Below are 12,723 nucleotides of genomic sequence, written 5' to 3'. Positions count from 1 at the left end.
TTGACGATTTTTCAACATAAAAAAACTGCCCTGTTTGAAAAAGGCAGTTCTCATTTAGATCAGTTTCTGCTGAAAAGCATAATAGGTCAGCTGCACCCGATTGGCGAGATGCAGTTTGCTTAAGATATTTTTTAAATGGCTTTTTACGGTGTGCTCGGATATGAAAAGGGTCTCTGAAATTTCTTTGTTCGAGAATCCCTTCGCTACTAGCTGAAGCACCTCTAATTCTCTGGAAGAAAGTGGTGTTTTTTCTTCCTTTACTTCTTTTTTTTCCTGCGGAAATTCTTTTAGAATTTGATAGGCAATCTCTTTTGACATCGGAACTTCATCAAGAGCAAAGGCTTTTAAGTATTCGTACCAGGCTTCAGGCTGAATGTTTTTCAGGAGATAGCCCTGTGCGCCTTTTTTCAGAGCATCGAACAAGTCTTTAATGTCGTCTGAGACCGTAATCATCACAACTTTGATATAAGGCAGTTTCATTTTTATTCTTTTTGTCGCTTCTAAACCGTCCATAACAGGCATCTGAATGTCCATGAGGATAATATCCGGCATCAGTTCCTCGGCAAGGGAAAGAGCTTCTTCCCCGTTTACGGCTTCCCCGACAATTAGAAAATCCTCGTATTCTTCTAATATTTCCCGGATGCCTTCTCTGGCATGAATATGGTCATCCGAAAGCAATATTCGATATGGCTGCATTAAGCCATCTCCTTTTTAATTTCCATAATGGTTTCTTCATGTATGCGGCCGATCGAAAAGCTCCATCCCATTTCACGTGCTCTGTCCTGAATAATCCGAAGTCCAAAGCCCCTGCTTTCTTCTATTGTTTGTTGATTTATGCCAATGCCTTGATCTTTAATGAGGCAAATCCACCCTTTTTTTGTTTCTTTTCCCTCAATCCATACATGATCAGTGCCGGCATGCTTGATGACATTAATGAAAGCTTCTTTAATACAGGCCATCAATTCTACTTTTTCTTTTGGAGAAAGGGAGTTTTCATGAATATGCCAATCCAGATCAATGCTGACGGAATGGGTGTTTTCGAGCTCTGTGATGTTGTGCTGAATGCTGTCTGTCCAGCTGAAAAGCTCTTCATTTGACTCGTATTTAAGATTGGAAATGGCTTGTCTTGTATCACTGTGAACATGCTGCATGGTCTGCAGGGCTTTTTGAAATTCCGGATCGTGATCAAGGTCATGTTTTCTCCCGAGTTTATTCATTTTGACAGAGAGCAGAAAAAGGGATTGGGCTATACCGTCATGCAATTCTCGCGCCAGCTTTTCCCGTTCCACAAGCACCATTTTCTTCGCTTTCTCTGTCCGCAGCTCTTCCTGGATCTTTTCCAGCAGATGAAATAAATGCCTGACAAAGATCAGCGTGATCACAAAAACAAGAATAGGGGAAAGAATGTTTCCGGCCTCCATTGAGATATAAGGGAGCAGGAACGCATGCCTGGTGTACTCCCATAACGCAATCGTGAGAGTAGGGATAATAAGAATCAGCCACTTAATTTGATTGTATTTCAACGTTTCGACCTCTTTTTGCTAATGATGGATAAATTCATAGTAGCATAGTCTTTCCGTTGGAATCATGACAATTATTTGAAAAGGAAAAACACAAAAAAAGTGCAAATGAATAAAATGCCTATAGGCTTACTGTGCCGTATTTTTTGGAAAAAGAGGTGAAAGCAGCTGTGCACTCCTATGCAGATCAATCATCGCAACAGTACACCTTCGACTTAAACAAAAGCCCGCTGTTCCAAAAAGACAATCAAAATTACATTAATATTGCGGGAAATAAGCAAGTCAATTCATTAAAAAACACATCGTTGTTAGATATTTTTTTCACACGCGGCAATGTGATTGAGCCGCATTACCATCCAAACGCAGCGGAACTCGTTTATTGCATATCCGGTTCTGTTGGTGTTTCCATGATGAACCCTGCCACAAGCCAATTTCAAACGTTCACTATTACCCCTGGTCAAATAGCCAATGTCCCGCAGGGCTGGTGGCACTTTGAAATCGCCAATGCTGACCAGACGCATATCCTCGCCATTTTTGATGCGCCGAATCCGGAAGTTGTGCTGGGCTCAGACATTTTGAAATTCACTCCTGCCTCTGTTATGGCGCACACTTACTGCCTTGATGAAAATCAGTGGAAAAAGACGACCGCGCCCATTCAGCCTTCCACCTATATCGGACCATATGCAAACTGCAGTCAGCAAGGCAGCCGCACAGGACACTACCTGCCGTATCCACCTTATCCGTACAGGGAACCATTTCATAGATAGAAATACAGTCATTTCTCATAGTCTGTAACTTTACATCCCCTCAAACCTCTTATAAAATAAAGTTTCCTATGTTTGTACTCTGAAATAGGAGGCAAAAGAGTGTTTGAATTAAAAAAGATTGAGTTAACGGACGCGATGCCGCTCCGCCAAAAGGTTATTATGCCAAGTGCAAGCCTTGAAGACTGCCGGTACTTAGGAGACGACCATAAAGAAACGATGCATATCGGGGCTTTTGCAAAAGAGCAGCTGGTTGGGACAGCTTCCTTTTATAAAGAGCACAATGCAAAGCTGAAGGGCGGGAACATGTACCGCCTGCAGGGGCTTGCGATTGATCCGGAGCACCGCAATGAGCTGAGGGGACAGACGCTGATTTTATTTGGAGAAAATCTGCTTGCTCAAAAAGAAATCCATATTCTCTGGTGCAAAACAAGAGCCTCCAACCTGCCATATTATGAGCATCTTGGCTTTAAGGACAGCGGGGAAAGATACAATCATGCTGAAAAAGGACTTCAGGTATTAATGGTAAAGCATATTTTATAGAAGAAAGACTCCTTGCAAAAGGAGTCTTTTCTCATTAGTTCACTAATCGGCCCTTGTCAACCCAGTATGACTTCCGGATCAGCACCTTCTGAATTTTCCCTGAAGCGGTTTTTGGAAGCTCCTCAATAAATGAAACGCTTTTCGGTGCTTTAAAATGGGCCAGCTTGCCGCGGCAGTAATCCATCAGTTCCAGGTCTGTCAGTATCGCGCCGTCTCTTAATACAACGACAGCATGCGGGACCTCGCCCCATTTATCATCAGGAATGGCCACGACCGCTGCTTCGAGGATCGCCGGATGCTCGTACAAGGCGCCCTCCACCTCAATTGAAGAGATATTTTCTCCGCCGCTGATGATCACGTCTTTCTTGCGGTCAACAATTTCAATGTTGCCGTTTTCGTCCACAACTGCCATATCCCCCGTGTAAAGCCAGCCGTTCCGAAGGGTTGCGCTTGTTGCTTCTTCATTTTTATAATAGCCTTCCATCGTGTTGTTGGTGCGGGTAATAATTTCTCCAATTGCCTTGCCGTTATGCGGCACTTCATCACCGAGTTCATCGACAACCTTTACTTTGCTGCCAATCATCGCATAGCCTGCTTTTGCTTTCAGGCGGTACCTTTCTTCAGCAGAGAGATCCAGGTCCATTGACCGCAGTTCTGATGTTGTGATCAGCGGGGCAATTTCTGTCATGCCGTAAACCTGTACGAATTTCCAGCCTAGCGTTTCCTCTACTTTTCTTACAAAAGCAGGAGGGGGAGCAGAACCGGCAATCACCACACGAACGTCCTGCGGAATATTCGGCTTTTCTTTTTCAAACGCCTCAATGACCATATTTAACACCGTCGGAGCCATATGGAGGACGGTTACGCCGTACTTTTGAATTTTTTCCAGAATCAGCTTCGGATCTGTCCTCCTGAGCATAATTTGGCTGGCGCCGTTTGCCGTATAGTAGAAGGGGGAGCCCCAGCCGTTCACATGGAACATTGGAAGCACATGGAGAAGGGTATCCTTGTCAGTGACGCGCAAATGATGCATCGCAGACATCGCATGCAGGTAATTCGCCCGATGGGTCAGCAGAACCCCCTTAGGATTTCCCGTTGTGCCGCTTGTGTAGAGAAGGGAGGCAATATCCGATTCCTCCAGAGAAACATTTTCAAAAGGAGCATCTGAAAAAGAGGAGAGCCAGGCCTCATAGCTTGGAGCGCCTTCAGTTTCCCCGCCATGTACAAACACATGCTCAAGGCTTGGAAGATTCGGCAAAGTAGGCTGTATCAAAGGAAAAAGAGTATAGTCCGCAAAAAGAACTTTGCTTTCACTGTGCTCCAAAATAAACTGATAATCACCTGGCTGAAGGCGTGTGTTCAAAGGCGTCATTACAGCTCCAGCCTGAAAGACACCATAAAAGCCTTCAAGCATTTCAGACGAATTCGGCGCTAAAAACGCCACCTTATCTCCTTTTTCAACCCCCAATGAAACAAGCCCCCTGGAAAGCTGGTTACTCCTTTTCTTCATTTCGCTGTACGTAAAAACACGATGATCATCAAAAATCGCTTTCTTATCCCCATATAAGTCGGCAGCTCTGTCGAGAAAATCAGTCAATAACAGCGGTACATGCATGAAAAAGACCTCTCCCTTCGTAATGATAAAGCGTTTACATTACAGTATAGAGAGGATTTTGCTGTATAGCAATTACAAGAGGGAGATTGGCAGATTTGGAACAAGAAGAGGGTGTGGAAAAATCAAGAGATTTAAATTAGAATATATTAGGTAAATATAACTATTCAAAGGAAGGTTATTATGCCTCTTCAATTAATGAAGCTGTTTGACGGATATGTGAAAAATTATCATACACTGAAATTAACTGTTAACCATGGAAAGCACTCCTTTACAATGACGGAAATTGAGTATTTTTCCCGACTAGGATCCATGATAGGTTATGATCCATTTACAGAAGATACATGCAACGGCAAGTATCGTCCAATGGATTTAACCTGGTGGGATAACTATGAAGATGATCAATGGAATGACTTTATTCTGCATTTAGAACGGGAGAATTATTTTAACAAAGATGTAGAAACCCTGCATAAACTTTTTGATGAAAGGGACATGCTGAGTCCTCAAAATGCGATTGGGATTCTAAAAGTCCAGACTGAAGAGAAAATGGAAGAACTGATTGTTAAAGCGAAACAAATGTCTAAATTAGAGAATGTATTACTAGTCTTTTGGCTGAATGCTGAAGTCCATGCTGTTTTATTAAATAAAGATAGAGAGATAGAAAGAAAAACGGCATATCTTGCTGATATTGATGGCAACTATTATATGACGTACAAAAAAGTAATACCTGTTCCGGAAATTTAGTCGCAAAAAAACCGCTAACCAAGCGGTTTTCCCTTTATCACGGCATAGAATGAACAATCGAAGAAATAACAATTAAAGCAACAGCCATGCAAATACTTAACAGAAACGATCCAAAGGCAACCGCTCTGCTGGCTGCTGCTGCTTTGCTGTCAGGCTTTCCTAAAGCAAAAAAGGAAATGAAGCCGACAATGGTTGCGGCAAACCAGACGATCAGGATGTTGCCATTTGATAGTGATGGCCATTGAAAAATGGATAGAAAAAGAATATATAATAGGGCAGCAGCTGATACAAATGTTAGAGCAAGAATGATTTTTTTCATTGGTTCCCTCCTTGTTCTATTATAGCTGGTTGGTGTAAAAAAATGGATAGAAGAGTTAGGCGATTATGTAGTATTTGGACAATCACCATATAAAAAAGGAACACTCCCCATATCCAATGGGAAGTGCTCCTTTTTTTATTAGCATTATTCATTTGCTGCTGTTTGCAGCTTTCTCTCTTTCAATTCACCTGGGCGGATCCAAGTGACGTTATCATCCGTCCCAATCTGTTTCTTTAGGCTGTTTTGGATCTCCTCCATATGCTGAAGAATGGTGTCTGCTGTTACTTCAAGCTCCATCATGTAGGATTGCTGCTCCATTGTCATGCCTGCAGAACCTTCTGTTGCGGTGCTTAAGTTTTCAGCAAGCTGAACGATGGCAGCCATTTGATCTATTAAAAATTGGTTTTCTGCTTCTACTTCTTCTGAACTTTTTTTCACGAGTTCTGATTGGTCAGCTACTCCGATTATGGCTGTTTTAACATCCTGGAAAATGGACTGAACTTCTTTGTTTTTGAACTTTCCTTCTTCGATGACTTCCCGGTTCAGGCTGAAGGCGTCTTCCTGCTCCTTCATTTTGATATGGACGCTTTCGATAATGGTTTCGATCGCGACAGCACTGTCTTTAACCTGTGCGGAAAGCTTCCGGATCTCGCCGGCAACGATGCCGAAGCCTGCTCCATGCTGGCCGGCCCTTGCTGCTTCAATGGCCGCATTTAAAGCGAGCAGGTTGGTCTGGCTTGCAATGTAGTCAATCGCGCCCAGTGCCTGTGTGACTTCTTTCATTTTTCCCGTGAGCTCATCATTGTAAGAGGACAGCTCGTCGGTGCTCGCCATAATCCTTGAGAAGGCTTCACCAAAGGCGTGAGACTTTTCAAGCCCTGATGCAGATAAGTTTGTAACATCCTTCACGGTTGAATTGGTTACTTCAATAATGGCATCAAGATTTTGAATCATGCCGTTGATTTTACCGAGACGTTCGCCGAATGTAATAATGACTTCCTTCTGATGGTCAATATCCTGGCCCATCCCCATGAGCTGCATCGTAACCTGCTCGGTAGATGTGCTCACCTGGGAGTTCATCGTCTGAAGGTGCTTGCCGTGAGCTTCCAGATGGCGCAATTCTTCCAGCGCAGCAACCATGTTTTCATTATCCGGCGCCTCTTCTGTTTCAGGAGAAGAAGGACTGCTATTACGAAAAAGGAAAAATGAAAGGATGCCTGTAAAAACCAATGTTCCTAAAAGGGCTGCCCATAAGGCGGGAATAAAGTAATTATAAAGGGAGAGAGCAGCCTCTGCTGCCAATAGACCAATGAAGGGAAGAATCTTTCTTTTCATATCGCAAATCTCCTTTTTTGCAATGCTCCCTTTAGCTTGATGGCAAAGGGAATGCCGATCAGGTAAACGAGAGAGATTTTCAGCAGGTTAAACGGTAAAACGACAAACAGCACAGCACTGCTAAGATTCTTCACAAAAGGGCTGAATGGCGTAAAGGCGCCGAGATACTGCGCTGTGCTTAAACCGAGCAGCTTCATAATGGCGGGCAATATAAAATACAGGTTCAGCGCATACATAGCAGCAAGGAAAAGAATGATGGAGCCAGCGAAGCTTTTCCAATCCAACTTTTTTCGCCAGAGGAAAAAAACAGAGATAAGGCCGATCATAATCGAACCGGAAAGAAAATTGGCCAATTGTCCGATCGGCAGACCTGCGTAATTTCCGTGCAGCAGGTAATCCAGAATATTTTTGACAAGCTGGACAACAATGCCGGCAACCGGACCGAGAATAAAGGCAGCGGCAAGAGATGGCAGGTCGCTGAAATCCAATGTCAAAAAGCCCGGGAATAAGGGGAGCGGTATTTTAAAGTAATATAGCAGAAGGCTGATGGAAGACATCAGGGCAATCGTGATCGTTTTCTGCAGCTTTGGCATGTTTATAGCTCCTTTAAATAAACGGCAGCTGCAGGAGCTGCCGTTCTGTTGGTTTATTTCAGCACAAGCCCTGAAGTGTGAGGTTCTAAAAGCTCAACGGCTTTTTTCACCACGGCAGGGCTTGATGTTTTGATTCCTCTGAATTTGCGGCCCTCTTCCACTTTGTGAACGCCAAAGCCTTCCAAATCGTAGGCCACCATCATTGATTTAAAAACGGGGGTGTCGATGACAAGAAACCATTCTCTCATGAGCTCGCTTCTTGGCGGCAGGGCAATGTAATCGATGCCGTCTGCCGGATCCATTTTCATGTCAGGCTCTCCGAAAATATGCACATTGGAATACTCTGTCATTGCCTGAAACCGATCCAGGACATTCACGGTGCGGGAAAACTTTTGAAATCCTGCATATACATTGCCTTTCAGCTTTTTGGAAAGCACCATGTTTTCCATCATCAGGCACATGTACTCAAGCTGAGGGACACTTGTTTCATACTTAAGGGATTGGGCATTCAGCCGGCTGAGGGAAGCATTTTCAAGCAGCTCTGTTTCTCCTTCAACAGCTCCAAAGCATTCGTGAAATAACGACAATTTTCTTAGATCCATGACTCTTCCTCTTTTCATTAATAGTTAATTTGTACTACTTTCAGTGTAACTCATGTTGGTTAGAACTGCCTAATTTGAACTCTCTATCTTTATATCGGATGTTTGGAATGGTTATTAATGGTATATTAAAAGAAATATAATTGGAGGAATTTTACATGGACGGAGTAACTTGGGCCGTTATTATCTGCATGATTTTAGCTGGCGGAGCATGGATCTGGTATTATGTTGCCCTTGGCTACAGAATTGCACGGGAAGAAAGAGAGGCGGGAAGGGACTTAACACATGAAATTAATCCGTTTAGCGGCTCGGCGAAAGGACCGGAAAAAAAGAAGCGCAAATGAAAAAGCAGCCCTTTAGCCAGGCTGCTTTTCACGTCTTATTCCGGTGCGGATAATTCTTTAATTTTGCCTACCCAATCCTTCAAACTTTTGAATTCATTTGGATGAAAACCGAAGTGCTGCTTAATCAAGCGAATTGATTCCTGCTCTTCTTCCTGAAAAACCCCGTCCGCATAGATGAGCCTTAGTATTTCTGCCAAAACAATATTTTTGGAACGCTCATCTTTAAACAAATGAAGAATTTCTTCAATGGCCAAACCCTTCACCTGATATTCCTCAAAGCCCATTTCTTCTCTATATTTTTTGAAAACCGTATGTTCAAATATCGATAACTTTCCATCAACCTTTGCAATCAGAGAAGCCAATTCAAGAAATGCGGCCTTCTCTTCTGGCTGCAATTCATCAAGGAACATGCTTCATCAACTCCTATTCATCATTACCCTATATACGTACAGCATTGGCTTTGGCTTCATTTTTATTATATTTTCAGCAGAAAAACAGGTGAGGAAAAGCAAAAAAAGCGGCTGAATAAACCGCCTTTTATGCATCTGTGCTCTTAAATTCGATACCCTTTTCATCCATTAAATAGGCAAGAGCCGTCCGGAAAGTCGAAAAGGTATGAAGCTCTTTAATCGATTGAAGTCCTGAATGAACAAGAGCTTGTGTAACAGCAGGGGTGAACCCGACGTAAAGAGTTTGCGCCCCCATTAGAGTCAGAGCAGAATTAATATGATTAATGTACTCTTCAAAAACCTCCAGCTCTCCAATCTCATTTTTTGTGATCGCAGAAAAGTCAATGATAACCGTATTGGTCTCCTGGGAGCTGGAAACACTAAGAATCTTTGAAATAATGGCATCAAAGCGCTCAGGATACAGCCTCCCTACAATCGGTATCAGAATCGTATCTGGGACAATAGAGGGAATAACGGGTGCCGAAATCTCTTTGATTAAATTTTCATACTGATCAACCTGTTCTTTAAGCTGGCGAATTTCTTCATGGAGCTTCTCTGTTTCGTTAATATTGGGATCCATTTTAAACCTCTCGTTTGTGTGGATTATGATTATCTTAAATTATAGCAACTTTTGTGAATAATAGCTTTCCTCAGGTGAATTCTTGTTGGATGGAGTGAAAATAATGTCTTGCGAAAAAGGTTTAGGATAATTTTTCAGGGGTAAGCAGGCTGAGGAAGTTCAGGAAGTTATGCCCAGTTTCTAGCCTTTTCGCAGAGTCCGCTGTCCTCAAGGCCTTTTGTAGAGTAAAATAGTCTGGAGGCTGACAAATTAGGAGTGAGTTGATGGAAGAGGAAGAGTACGACAGGCTCCTGAACATCTCGACTGGGATGAGCTTAAGAGACAGAAATCATGTAGGAAATTTTCATTATCATCCATACGAACCAACACCGTATGAGGCACTTGAAAAGCTGTTTTCACAATATAAAATGAAGCGCAGCGACCAAATCGTGGACTTTGGCTCAGGCAAAGGGCGGCTGATGTTCTATGTGAATCATCTGTTTCAATCACATGTGGCTGGCGTTGAAATGGATGAAGAACTGCACTTGGAGGCACTTATGAATAAAGAATCCTATAATGGAAATGACGCCGATAGGATTCAGTTTTACCATTGCTTTGCCGAGGATTACAGCATTCAGCCGGGTGACAACCGCTTTTATTTTTTTAATCCGTTCTCACCCCAAATTTTTTATAAAATCGTCACCAACATCATGCGATCGCTGGAGGACCATGAACGGGATGTGGAGCTGCTGCTTTACTATCCTTCTGAAGAGTACATGCTCTTTCTCGACACTCAGACGGCTTTCCAGCTGAAAGAAATAATCGAGCTCTCAGGACTCTATGAAAAAGATCCTTCTGAAAAGTTTTTGGTATATAACATGCCGTATTAAAGCTTGCCTTAAAAAGGTAAGTTTTTTTAATTATGGGTTAATTTACCTTGGGTGTGGGTAAAGAAATAGGAGAAAAACCAGTACATAAGACGGAGGAAAGAGATGAAGAGACTTGAAATTTACGAAAATAAAACAAAGCTTGGAATGCTGCTGGGATTAACCATTCTGATTGCCATCGGATTTTTAATTCCGGTTATTCTTTATGCAGTTGACCCTGAATCAATCGGACTCACTTTTTTTATTCTTTCATTGGTAGTTGTAGCTCTGACAATATGGGCCATGACCAAAGCGGTCGCCCGAATAAAGAGCAAAAACCCTTACCTGATTTTTGAAAATGATGCCATCACTATCTACCCGGCTCCAAACTTCCCTCAAAAACTTTCTCATTCAGAGATTGACGGAGTGGTACCCTATCAACTGAATGGACAAAAATTTATAGGAATTGTATTGAAAAACGAAGACGAGCACCTGGAAAAGATGCCGCCCAAAATAAGAAGAACAGCCAAGTTCAGCCGCAAATCAGGTTTCCCGGCCTTGAACGTTCAAGTAAATTACCTGAAAAAATCCGATCTGCCAGCAGTACTGGAGCAGTTTGAAGCTATTGGGCTTCCGCTGCAATTAGAGATAGCGGCTGCGGAGAGGAGTAAGTAGCATAAAGAGCAGGTGAACTGCTCTTTTTTAGTATATTACAAAACCATATAATGGTATAATATTGAATATACTTACATTTTATTAGAATAGGAGATCTCTTATGTACATGCTGATTACATTGATTCTGGCAGGGTTCTTTATTTGGCTTCGGGCAAAATATACAGTTATCTCCATAGAAGAAGGAGAATCCAGACAAAGTGCCTCTGTAACTTGCCCTAGCTGCAAGCAACAGGTAAGGCGAGGGGAAGGAGCACCTTTCTGTTCGAAATGCCGGAAGTTTTTTTAATTAGTGGGTGTGCAGGTGACTCCTGCACACTGAGGAATAGGATTACCTCGGTGAAATCAACTCAAAAACACCCGGATAAATGACCCCATTACAAGGTAGAAAATTTCTGCAGCAGCGACCATTAGAAAAATAATCATCAGCAGGAATAGTCTTCTCACAATCCAGTTATGATGCAATAGCTTACTATAAAAAAAGGGGCCAATCCCAAAAAGTAAAAAAAGAGCAGCATTCCAGGCTTTAAACAAACCATTTTTCGGCTGTTTTATCATACCATTCTCAAATTGCCTAAATAAAATGTTCCCTAATAGGAAAAGGCAAAAAGCATATGTACATTGAACAATGAGAACAAACAGGATGATCATCTTAGTTAATTCTGCTATTTCTTTCATGGTTTGAACTCCTCTAATATAGCTCCTAATATGTTTCCTCCATTGAAAAAAACTGCAGGAGGCACCTGCAGCCTGTTCGCCTACTCAGCAGTATTTGCTGCAATAAACCCTACACCATTCACCCGCTGTGTCCATTCTTCTGCCTGCTCCAGGGTAACCGCTACAGGATAGGCCGGATCCTCCGTATATTCGGCAATCCATACGCCATTATCAGAAGGAAGAAAAAAGATTATATTTTCGAGGTATGTATCTTCTTCGCTTTCGGCAAGAACAAAATTTGAGATATTGAACAAGGACCAGTTATTTTCTTTTAGATCCGCAGTGAATTTGTGATAAGCGCTTTTGTGCTGCTCTGAAAATTCCCTGCCATTCAGGACTTGTTCTGCATTTTCTGCCTGGCTTAAGGCATCAAATTCCGCATCGGTCAGCGAGAAAGAAGAAGAAGAGTGGTCGCCTGTTATTTCGAAATTGTAATACTCTTTAATAAGGCGGGGAATCTCCTCAGCTTCAGCGAAAGAAAAGTCGTGAATGATATCTTTATAGATGCTATGAACGAGCCAAGTGTTTTGCTGAACTTTATGAAACACGAATGAGCTGCTGTATAGAGGGTTGGAGCAGCGGATCATTCTTCGGGATTCAGCGTAAGCCTTAATAAATTCCTGCATATTATCTGTTAAAGGATTCAATCCGTTTGCTTCTCTTTCTTCGTTCCAAATCCCTTTCATGATCAGGTGCGGGATTGTTACATCTGTAGCTACATTCCATTCTGCTTCCGTCCGTTCACTGTAGGACGCTGCCGCAATTCCTTTAGCAAATTCAGGATAGCCGCTAAGGGAGGCGAGCACAGCCAGTTCTTCTGTTGTGCAGGTGAATTGGAAATCCATATGATACGCTCCTTTCAAATTGAAAGATATGAGAGAATAAGATCGATAAAATAACTGAGCACTAGATAAACTAGGAAACTCAGAACCGCCATTCCCATGAAAATAAATAAAAACAAGATCTTTCTCTTAATAAAAGAATAGTGCTGAAGCCTCTTGTAAAAGAAAGGGCCGATTCCAAAAACTAATGTAAAGAAAAGGTTTAATCCTTTAGGCACTAGGTGTTTTGGTTTTTCAAAAGTGCT

The 12,723-nt window shown here is 42.3% G+C and carries 17 protein-coding genes; 6 read left to right on the top strand and 11 right to left on the bottom strand.

The window, feature by feature from the left end; genetic code table 11:
* Nucleotides 1-54: 54 nt before the first annotated feature.
* Both LRR81_RS08115 and LRR81_RS08110 read right to left on the bottom strand, forming a co-directional pair.
* Nucleotides 55-696, bottom strand: coding sequence for a response regulator (locus LRR81_RS08115; RefSeq protein WP_231788843.1), 642 nt, complete (start codon nt 694-696; stop codon nt 55-57).
* Nucleotides 696-1,523 carry a sensor histidine kinase gene (locus tag LRR81_RS08110; RefSeq protein ID WP_231788842.1) on the bottom strand — a complete coding sequence of 276 codons (828 nt, stop codon included), beginning with the start codon at nt 1,521-1,523 and terminating at the stop codon, nt 696-698. The genes LRR81_RS08115 and LRR81_RS08110 overlap by 1 nt, the downstream gene beginning before the upstream one ends.
* Before the next feature lie 167 nt (nt 1,524-1,690).
* On the opposite strand from LRR81_RS08110, the gene LRR81_RS08105 reads away from it, so the two are divergent.
* Together LRR81_RS08105 and LRR81_RS08100 are read left to right on the top strand one after the other, a co-directional pair.
* Nucleotides 1,691-2,287 carry a cupin domain-containing protein gene (locus LRR81_RS08105; protein ID WP_231788841.1) on the top strand — a complete coding sequence of 199 codons (597 nt, stop codon included), beginning with the start codon at nt 1,691-1,693 and terminating at the stop codon, nt 2,285-2,287.
* Between the two features lie 99 nt (nt 2,288-2,386).
* A complete protein-coding gene (locus LRR81_RS08100; RefSeq protein ID WP_231788840.1) occupies nt 2,387-2,827 on the top strand; it encodes a GNAT family N-acetyltransferase in 441 nt (146 codons plus the stop codon).
* A gap of 34 nt (nt 2,828-2,861) precedes the next feature.
* Here the strand turns inward: LRR81_RS08100 and LRR81_RS08095 are convergent, their stop codons facing one another.
* Nucleotides 2,862-4,442: a long-chain-fatty-acid--CoA ligase gene (locus LRR81_RS08095; RefSeq protein ID WP_231788839.1), complete on the bottom strand. Its 1,581-nt coding sequence runs from the start codon at nt 4,440-4,442 to the stop codon at nt 2,862-2,864.
* A gap of 180 nt (nt 4,443-4,622) precedes the next feature.
* On the opposite strand from LRR81_RS08095, the gene LRR81_RS08090 reads away from it, so the two are divergent.
* On the top strand, nt 4,623-5,183 hold the full coding sequence (locus LRR81_RS08090; protein ID WP_231788838.1) for a hypothetical protein: 561 nt from the start codon (nt 4,623-4,625) through the stop codon (nt 5,181-5,183).
* Between the two features lie 37 nt (nt 5,184-5,220).
* Here LRR81_RS08090 and LRR81_RS08085 read toward each other — a convergent pair whose 3' ends face one another.
* From LRR81_RS08085 to LRR81_RS08070, 4 genes are all read right to left on the bottom strand, one after another.
* Nucleotides 5,221-5,502: a hypothetical protein gene (locus LRR81_RS08085; RefSeq protein WP_231788837.1), complete on the bottom strand. Its 282-nt coding sequence runs from the start codon at nt 5,500-5,502 to the stop codon at nt 5,221-5,223.
* Nucleotides 5,503-5,646: 144 nt separating this feature from the next.
* A complete protein-coding gene (locus tag LRR81_RS08080) occupies nt 5,647-6,837 on the bottom strand; it encodes a methyl-accepting chemotaxis protein (protein WP_231788836.1) in 1,191 nt (396 codons plus the stop codon).
* Nucleotides 6,834-7,430, bottom strand: coding sequence for an ECF transporter S component (locus tag LRR81_RS08075; RefSeq protein WP_231788835.1), 597 nt, complete (start codon nt 7,428-7,430; stop codon nt 6,834-6,836). Before LRR81_RS08075 ends, LRR81_RS08080 begins: the two co-directional genes overlap by 4 nt.
* A 53-nt stretch (nt 7,431-7,483) precedes the next feature.
* Nucleotides 7,484-8,032, bottom strand: coding sequence for a DICT sensory domain-containing protein (locus tag LRR81_RS08070; RefSeq protein ID WP_231788834.1), 549 nt, complete (start codon nt 8,030-8,032; stop codon nt 7,484-7,486).
* A gap of 155 nt (nt 8,033-8,187) precedes the next feature.
* Between LRR81_RS08070 and LRR81_RS08065 the strand changes: the two genes are divergently transcribed.
* Complete coding sequence (locus tag LRR81_RS08065) at nt 8,188-8,373, top strand: hypothetical protein (protein WP_231788833.1); 186 nt, start codon at nt 8,188-8,190, stop codon at nt 8,371-8,373.
* A 35-nt stretch (nt 8,374-8,408) separates the two neighbouring features.
* Here the strand turns inward: LRR81_RS08065 and LRR81_RS08060 are convergent, their stop codons facing one another.
* Together LRR81_RS08060 and LRR81_RS08055 are read right to left on the bottom strand one after the other, a co-directional pair.
* Entirely contained in the window at nt 8,409-8,783 is a 375-nt protein-coding gene (locus LRR81_RS08060; RefSeq protein ID WP_231788832.1) for a hypothetical protein, read from the bottom strand.
* A 127-nt stretch (nt 8,784-8,910) separates the two neighbouring features.
* A complete protein-coding gene (locus tag LRR81_RS08055; RefSeq protein WP_231788831.1) occupies nt 8,911-9,402 on the bottom strand; it encodes an STAS domain-containing protein in 492 nt (163 codons plus the stop codon).
* Nucleotides 9,403-9,665: 263 nt separating this feature from the next.
* Between LRR81_RS08055 and LRR81_RS08050 the strand changes: the two genes are divergently transcribed.
* Complete coding sequence (locus LRR81_RS08050) at nt 9,666-10,271, top strand: SAM-dependent methyltransferase (RefSeq protein ID WP_231788830.1); 606 nt, start codon at nt 9,666-9,668, stop codon at nt 10,269-10,271.
* A 102-nt stretch (nt 10,272-10,373) separates the two neighbouring features.
* Nucleotides 10,374-10,922 carry an STM3941 family protein gene (locus LRR81_RS08045; RefSeq protein ID WP_231788829.1) on the top strand — a complete coding sequence of 183 codons (549 nt, stop codon included), beginning with the start codon at nt 10,374-10,376 and terminating at the stop codon, nt 10,920-10,922.
* A gap of 342 nt (nt 10,923-11,264) precedes the next feature.
* On the opposite strand, the gene LRR81_RS08040 is transcribed toward LRR81_RS08045, so the two are convergent.
* On the bottom strand, nt 11,265-11,597 hold the full coding sequence (locus LRR81_RS08040; protein WP_231788828.1) for a hypothetical protein: 333 nt from the start codon (nt 11,595-11,597) through the stop codon (nt 11,265-11,267).
* Between the two features lie 80 nt (nt 11,598-11,677).
* Nucleotides 11,678-12,481 carry a hypothetical protein gene (locus LRR81_RS08035; protein WP_231788827.1) on the bottom strand — a complete coding sequence of 268 codons (804 nt, stop codon included), beginning with the start codon at nt 12,479-12,481 and terminating at the stop codon, nt 11,678-11,680.
* Nucleotides 12,482-12,723: the final 242 nt, after the last annotated feature.

This window comes from Metabacillus kandeliae (assembly GCF_021166585.1).
GTDB lineage: Bacteria > Bacillota > Bacilli > Bacillales > Bacillaceae > Metabacillus_B > Metabacillus_B kandeliae.
This window is presented reverse-complemented; position numbering and strand designations above follow the sequence as displayed.

Excerpts from the sequence above, each read along its gene's own strand:
- LRR81_RS08090 (WP_231788838.1), top strand. The coding sequence starts at position 4,623 with ATGCCTCTTCAATTAATGAAGCTGTTTGACGGATATGTGAAAAATTAT.
- LRR81_RS08065 (WP_231788833.1), top strand. The coding sequence starts at position 8,188 with ATGGACGGAGTAACTTGGGCCGTTATTATCTGCATGATTTTAGCTGGC.
- LRR81_RS08035 (WP_231788827.1), bottom strand. The coding sequence starts at position 12,481 with ATGGATTTCCAATTCACCTGCACAACAGAAGAACTGGCTGTGCTCGCC.
- LRR81_RS08045 (WP_231788829.1), top strand. The coding sequence starts at position 10,374 with ATGAAGAGACTTGAAATTTACGAAAATAAAACAAAGCTTGGAATGCTG.
- LRR81_RS08115 (WP_231788843.1), bottom strand. The coding sequence starts at position 696 with ATGCAGCCATATCGAATATTGCTTTCGGATGACCATATTCATGCCAGA.
- LRR81_RS08085 (WP_231788837.1), bottom strand. The coding sequence starts at position 5,502 with ATGAAAAAAATCATTCTTGCTCTAACATTTGTATCAGCTGCTGCCCTA.
- LRR81_RS08080 (WP_231788836.1), bottom strand. The coding sequence starts at position 6,837 with ATGAAAAGAAAGATTCTTCCCTTCATTGGTCTATTGGCAGCAGAGGCT.
- LRR81_RS08055 (WP_231788831.1), bottom strand. The coding sequence starts at position 9,402 with ATGGATCCCAATATTAACGAAACAGAGAAGCTCCATGAAGAAATTCGC.
- LRR81_RS08040 (WP_231788828.1), bottom strand. The coding sequence starts at position 11,597 with ATGAAAGAAATAGCAGAATTAACTAAGATGATCATCCTGTTTGTTCTC.
- LRR81_RS08070 (WP_231788834.1), bottom strand. The coding sequence starts at position 8,032 with ATGGATCTAAGAAAATTGTCGTTATTTCACGAATGCTTTGGAGCTGTT.
- LRR81_RS08060 (WP_231788832.1), bottom strand. The coding sequence starts at position 8,783 with ATGTTCCTTGATGAATTGCAGCCAGAAGAGAAGGCCGCATTTCTTGAA.
- LRR81_RS08075 (WP_231788835.1), bottom strand. The coding sequence starts at position 7,430 with ATGCCAAAGCTGCAGAAAACGATCACGATTGCCCTGATGTCTTCCATC.
- LRR81_RS08050 (WP_231788830.1), top strand. The coding sequence starts at position 9,666 with ATGGAAGAGGAAGAGTACGACAGGCTCCTGAACATCTCGACTGGGATG.
- LRR81_RS08095 (WP_231788839.1), bottom strand. The coding sequence starts at position 4,442 with ATGCATGTACCGCTGTTATTGACTGATTTTCTCGACAGAGCTGCCGAC.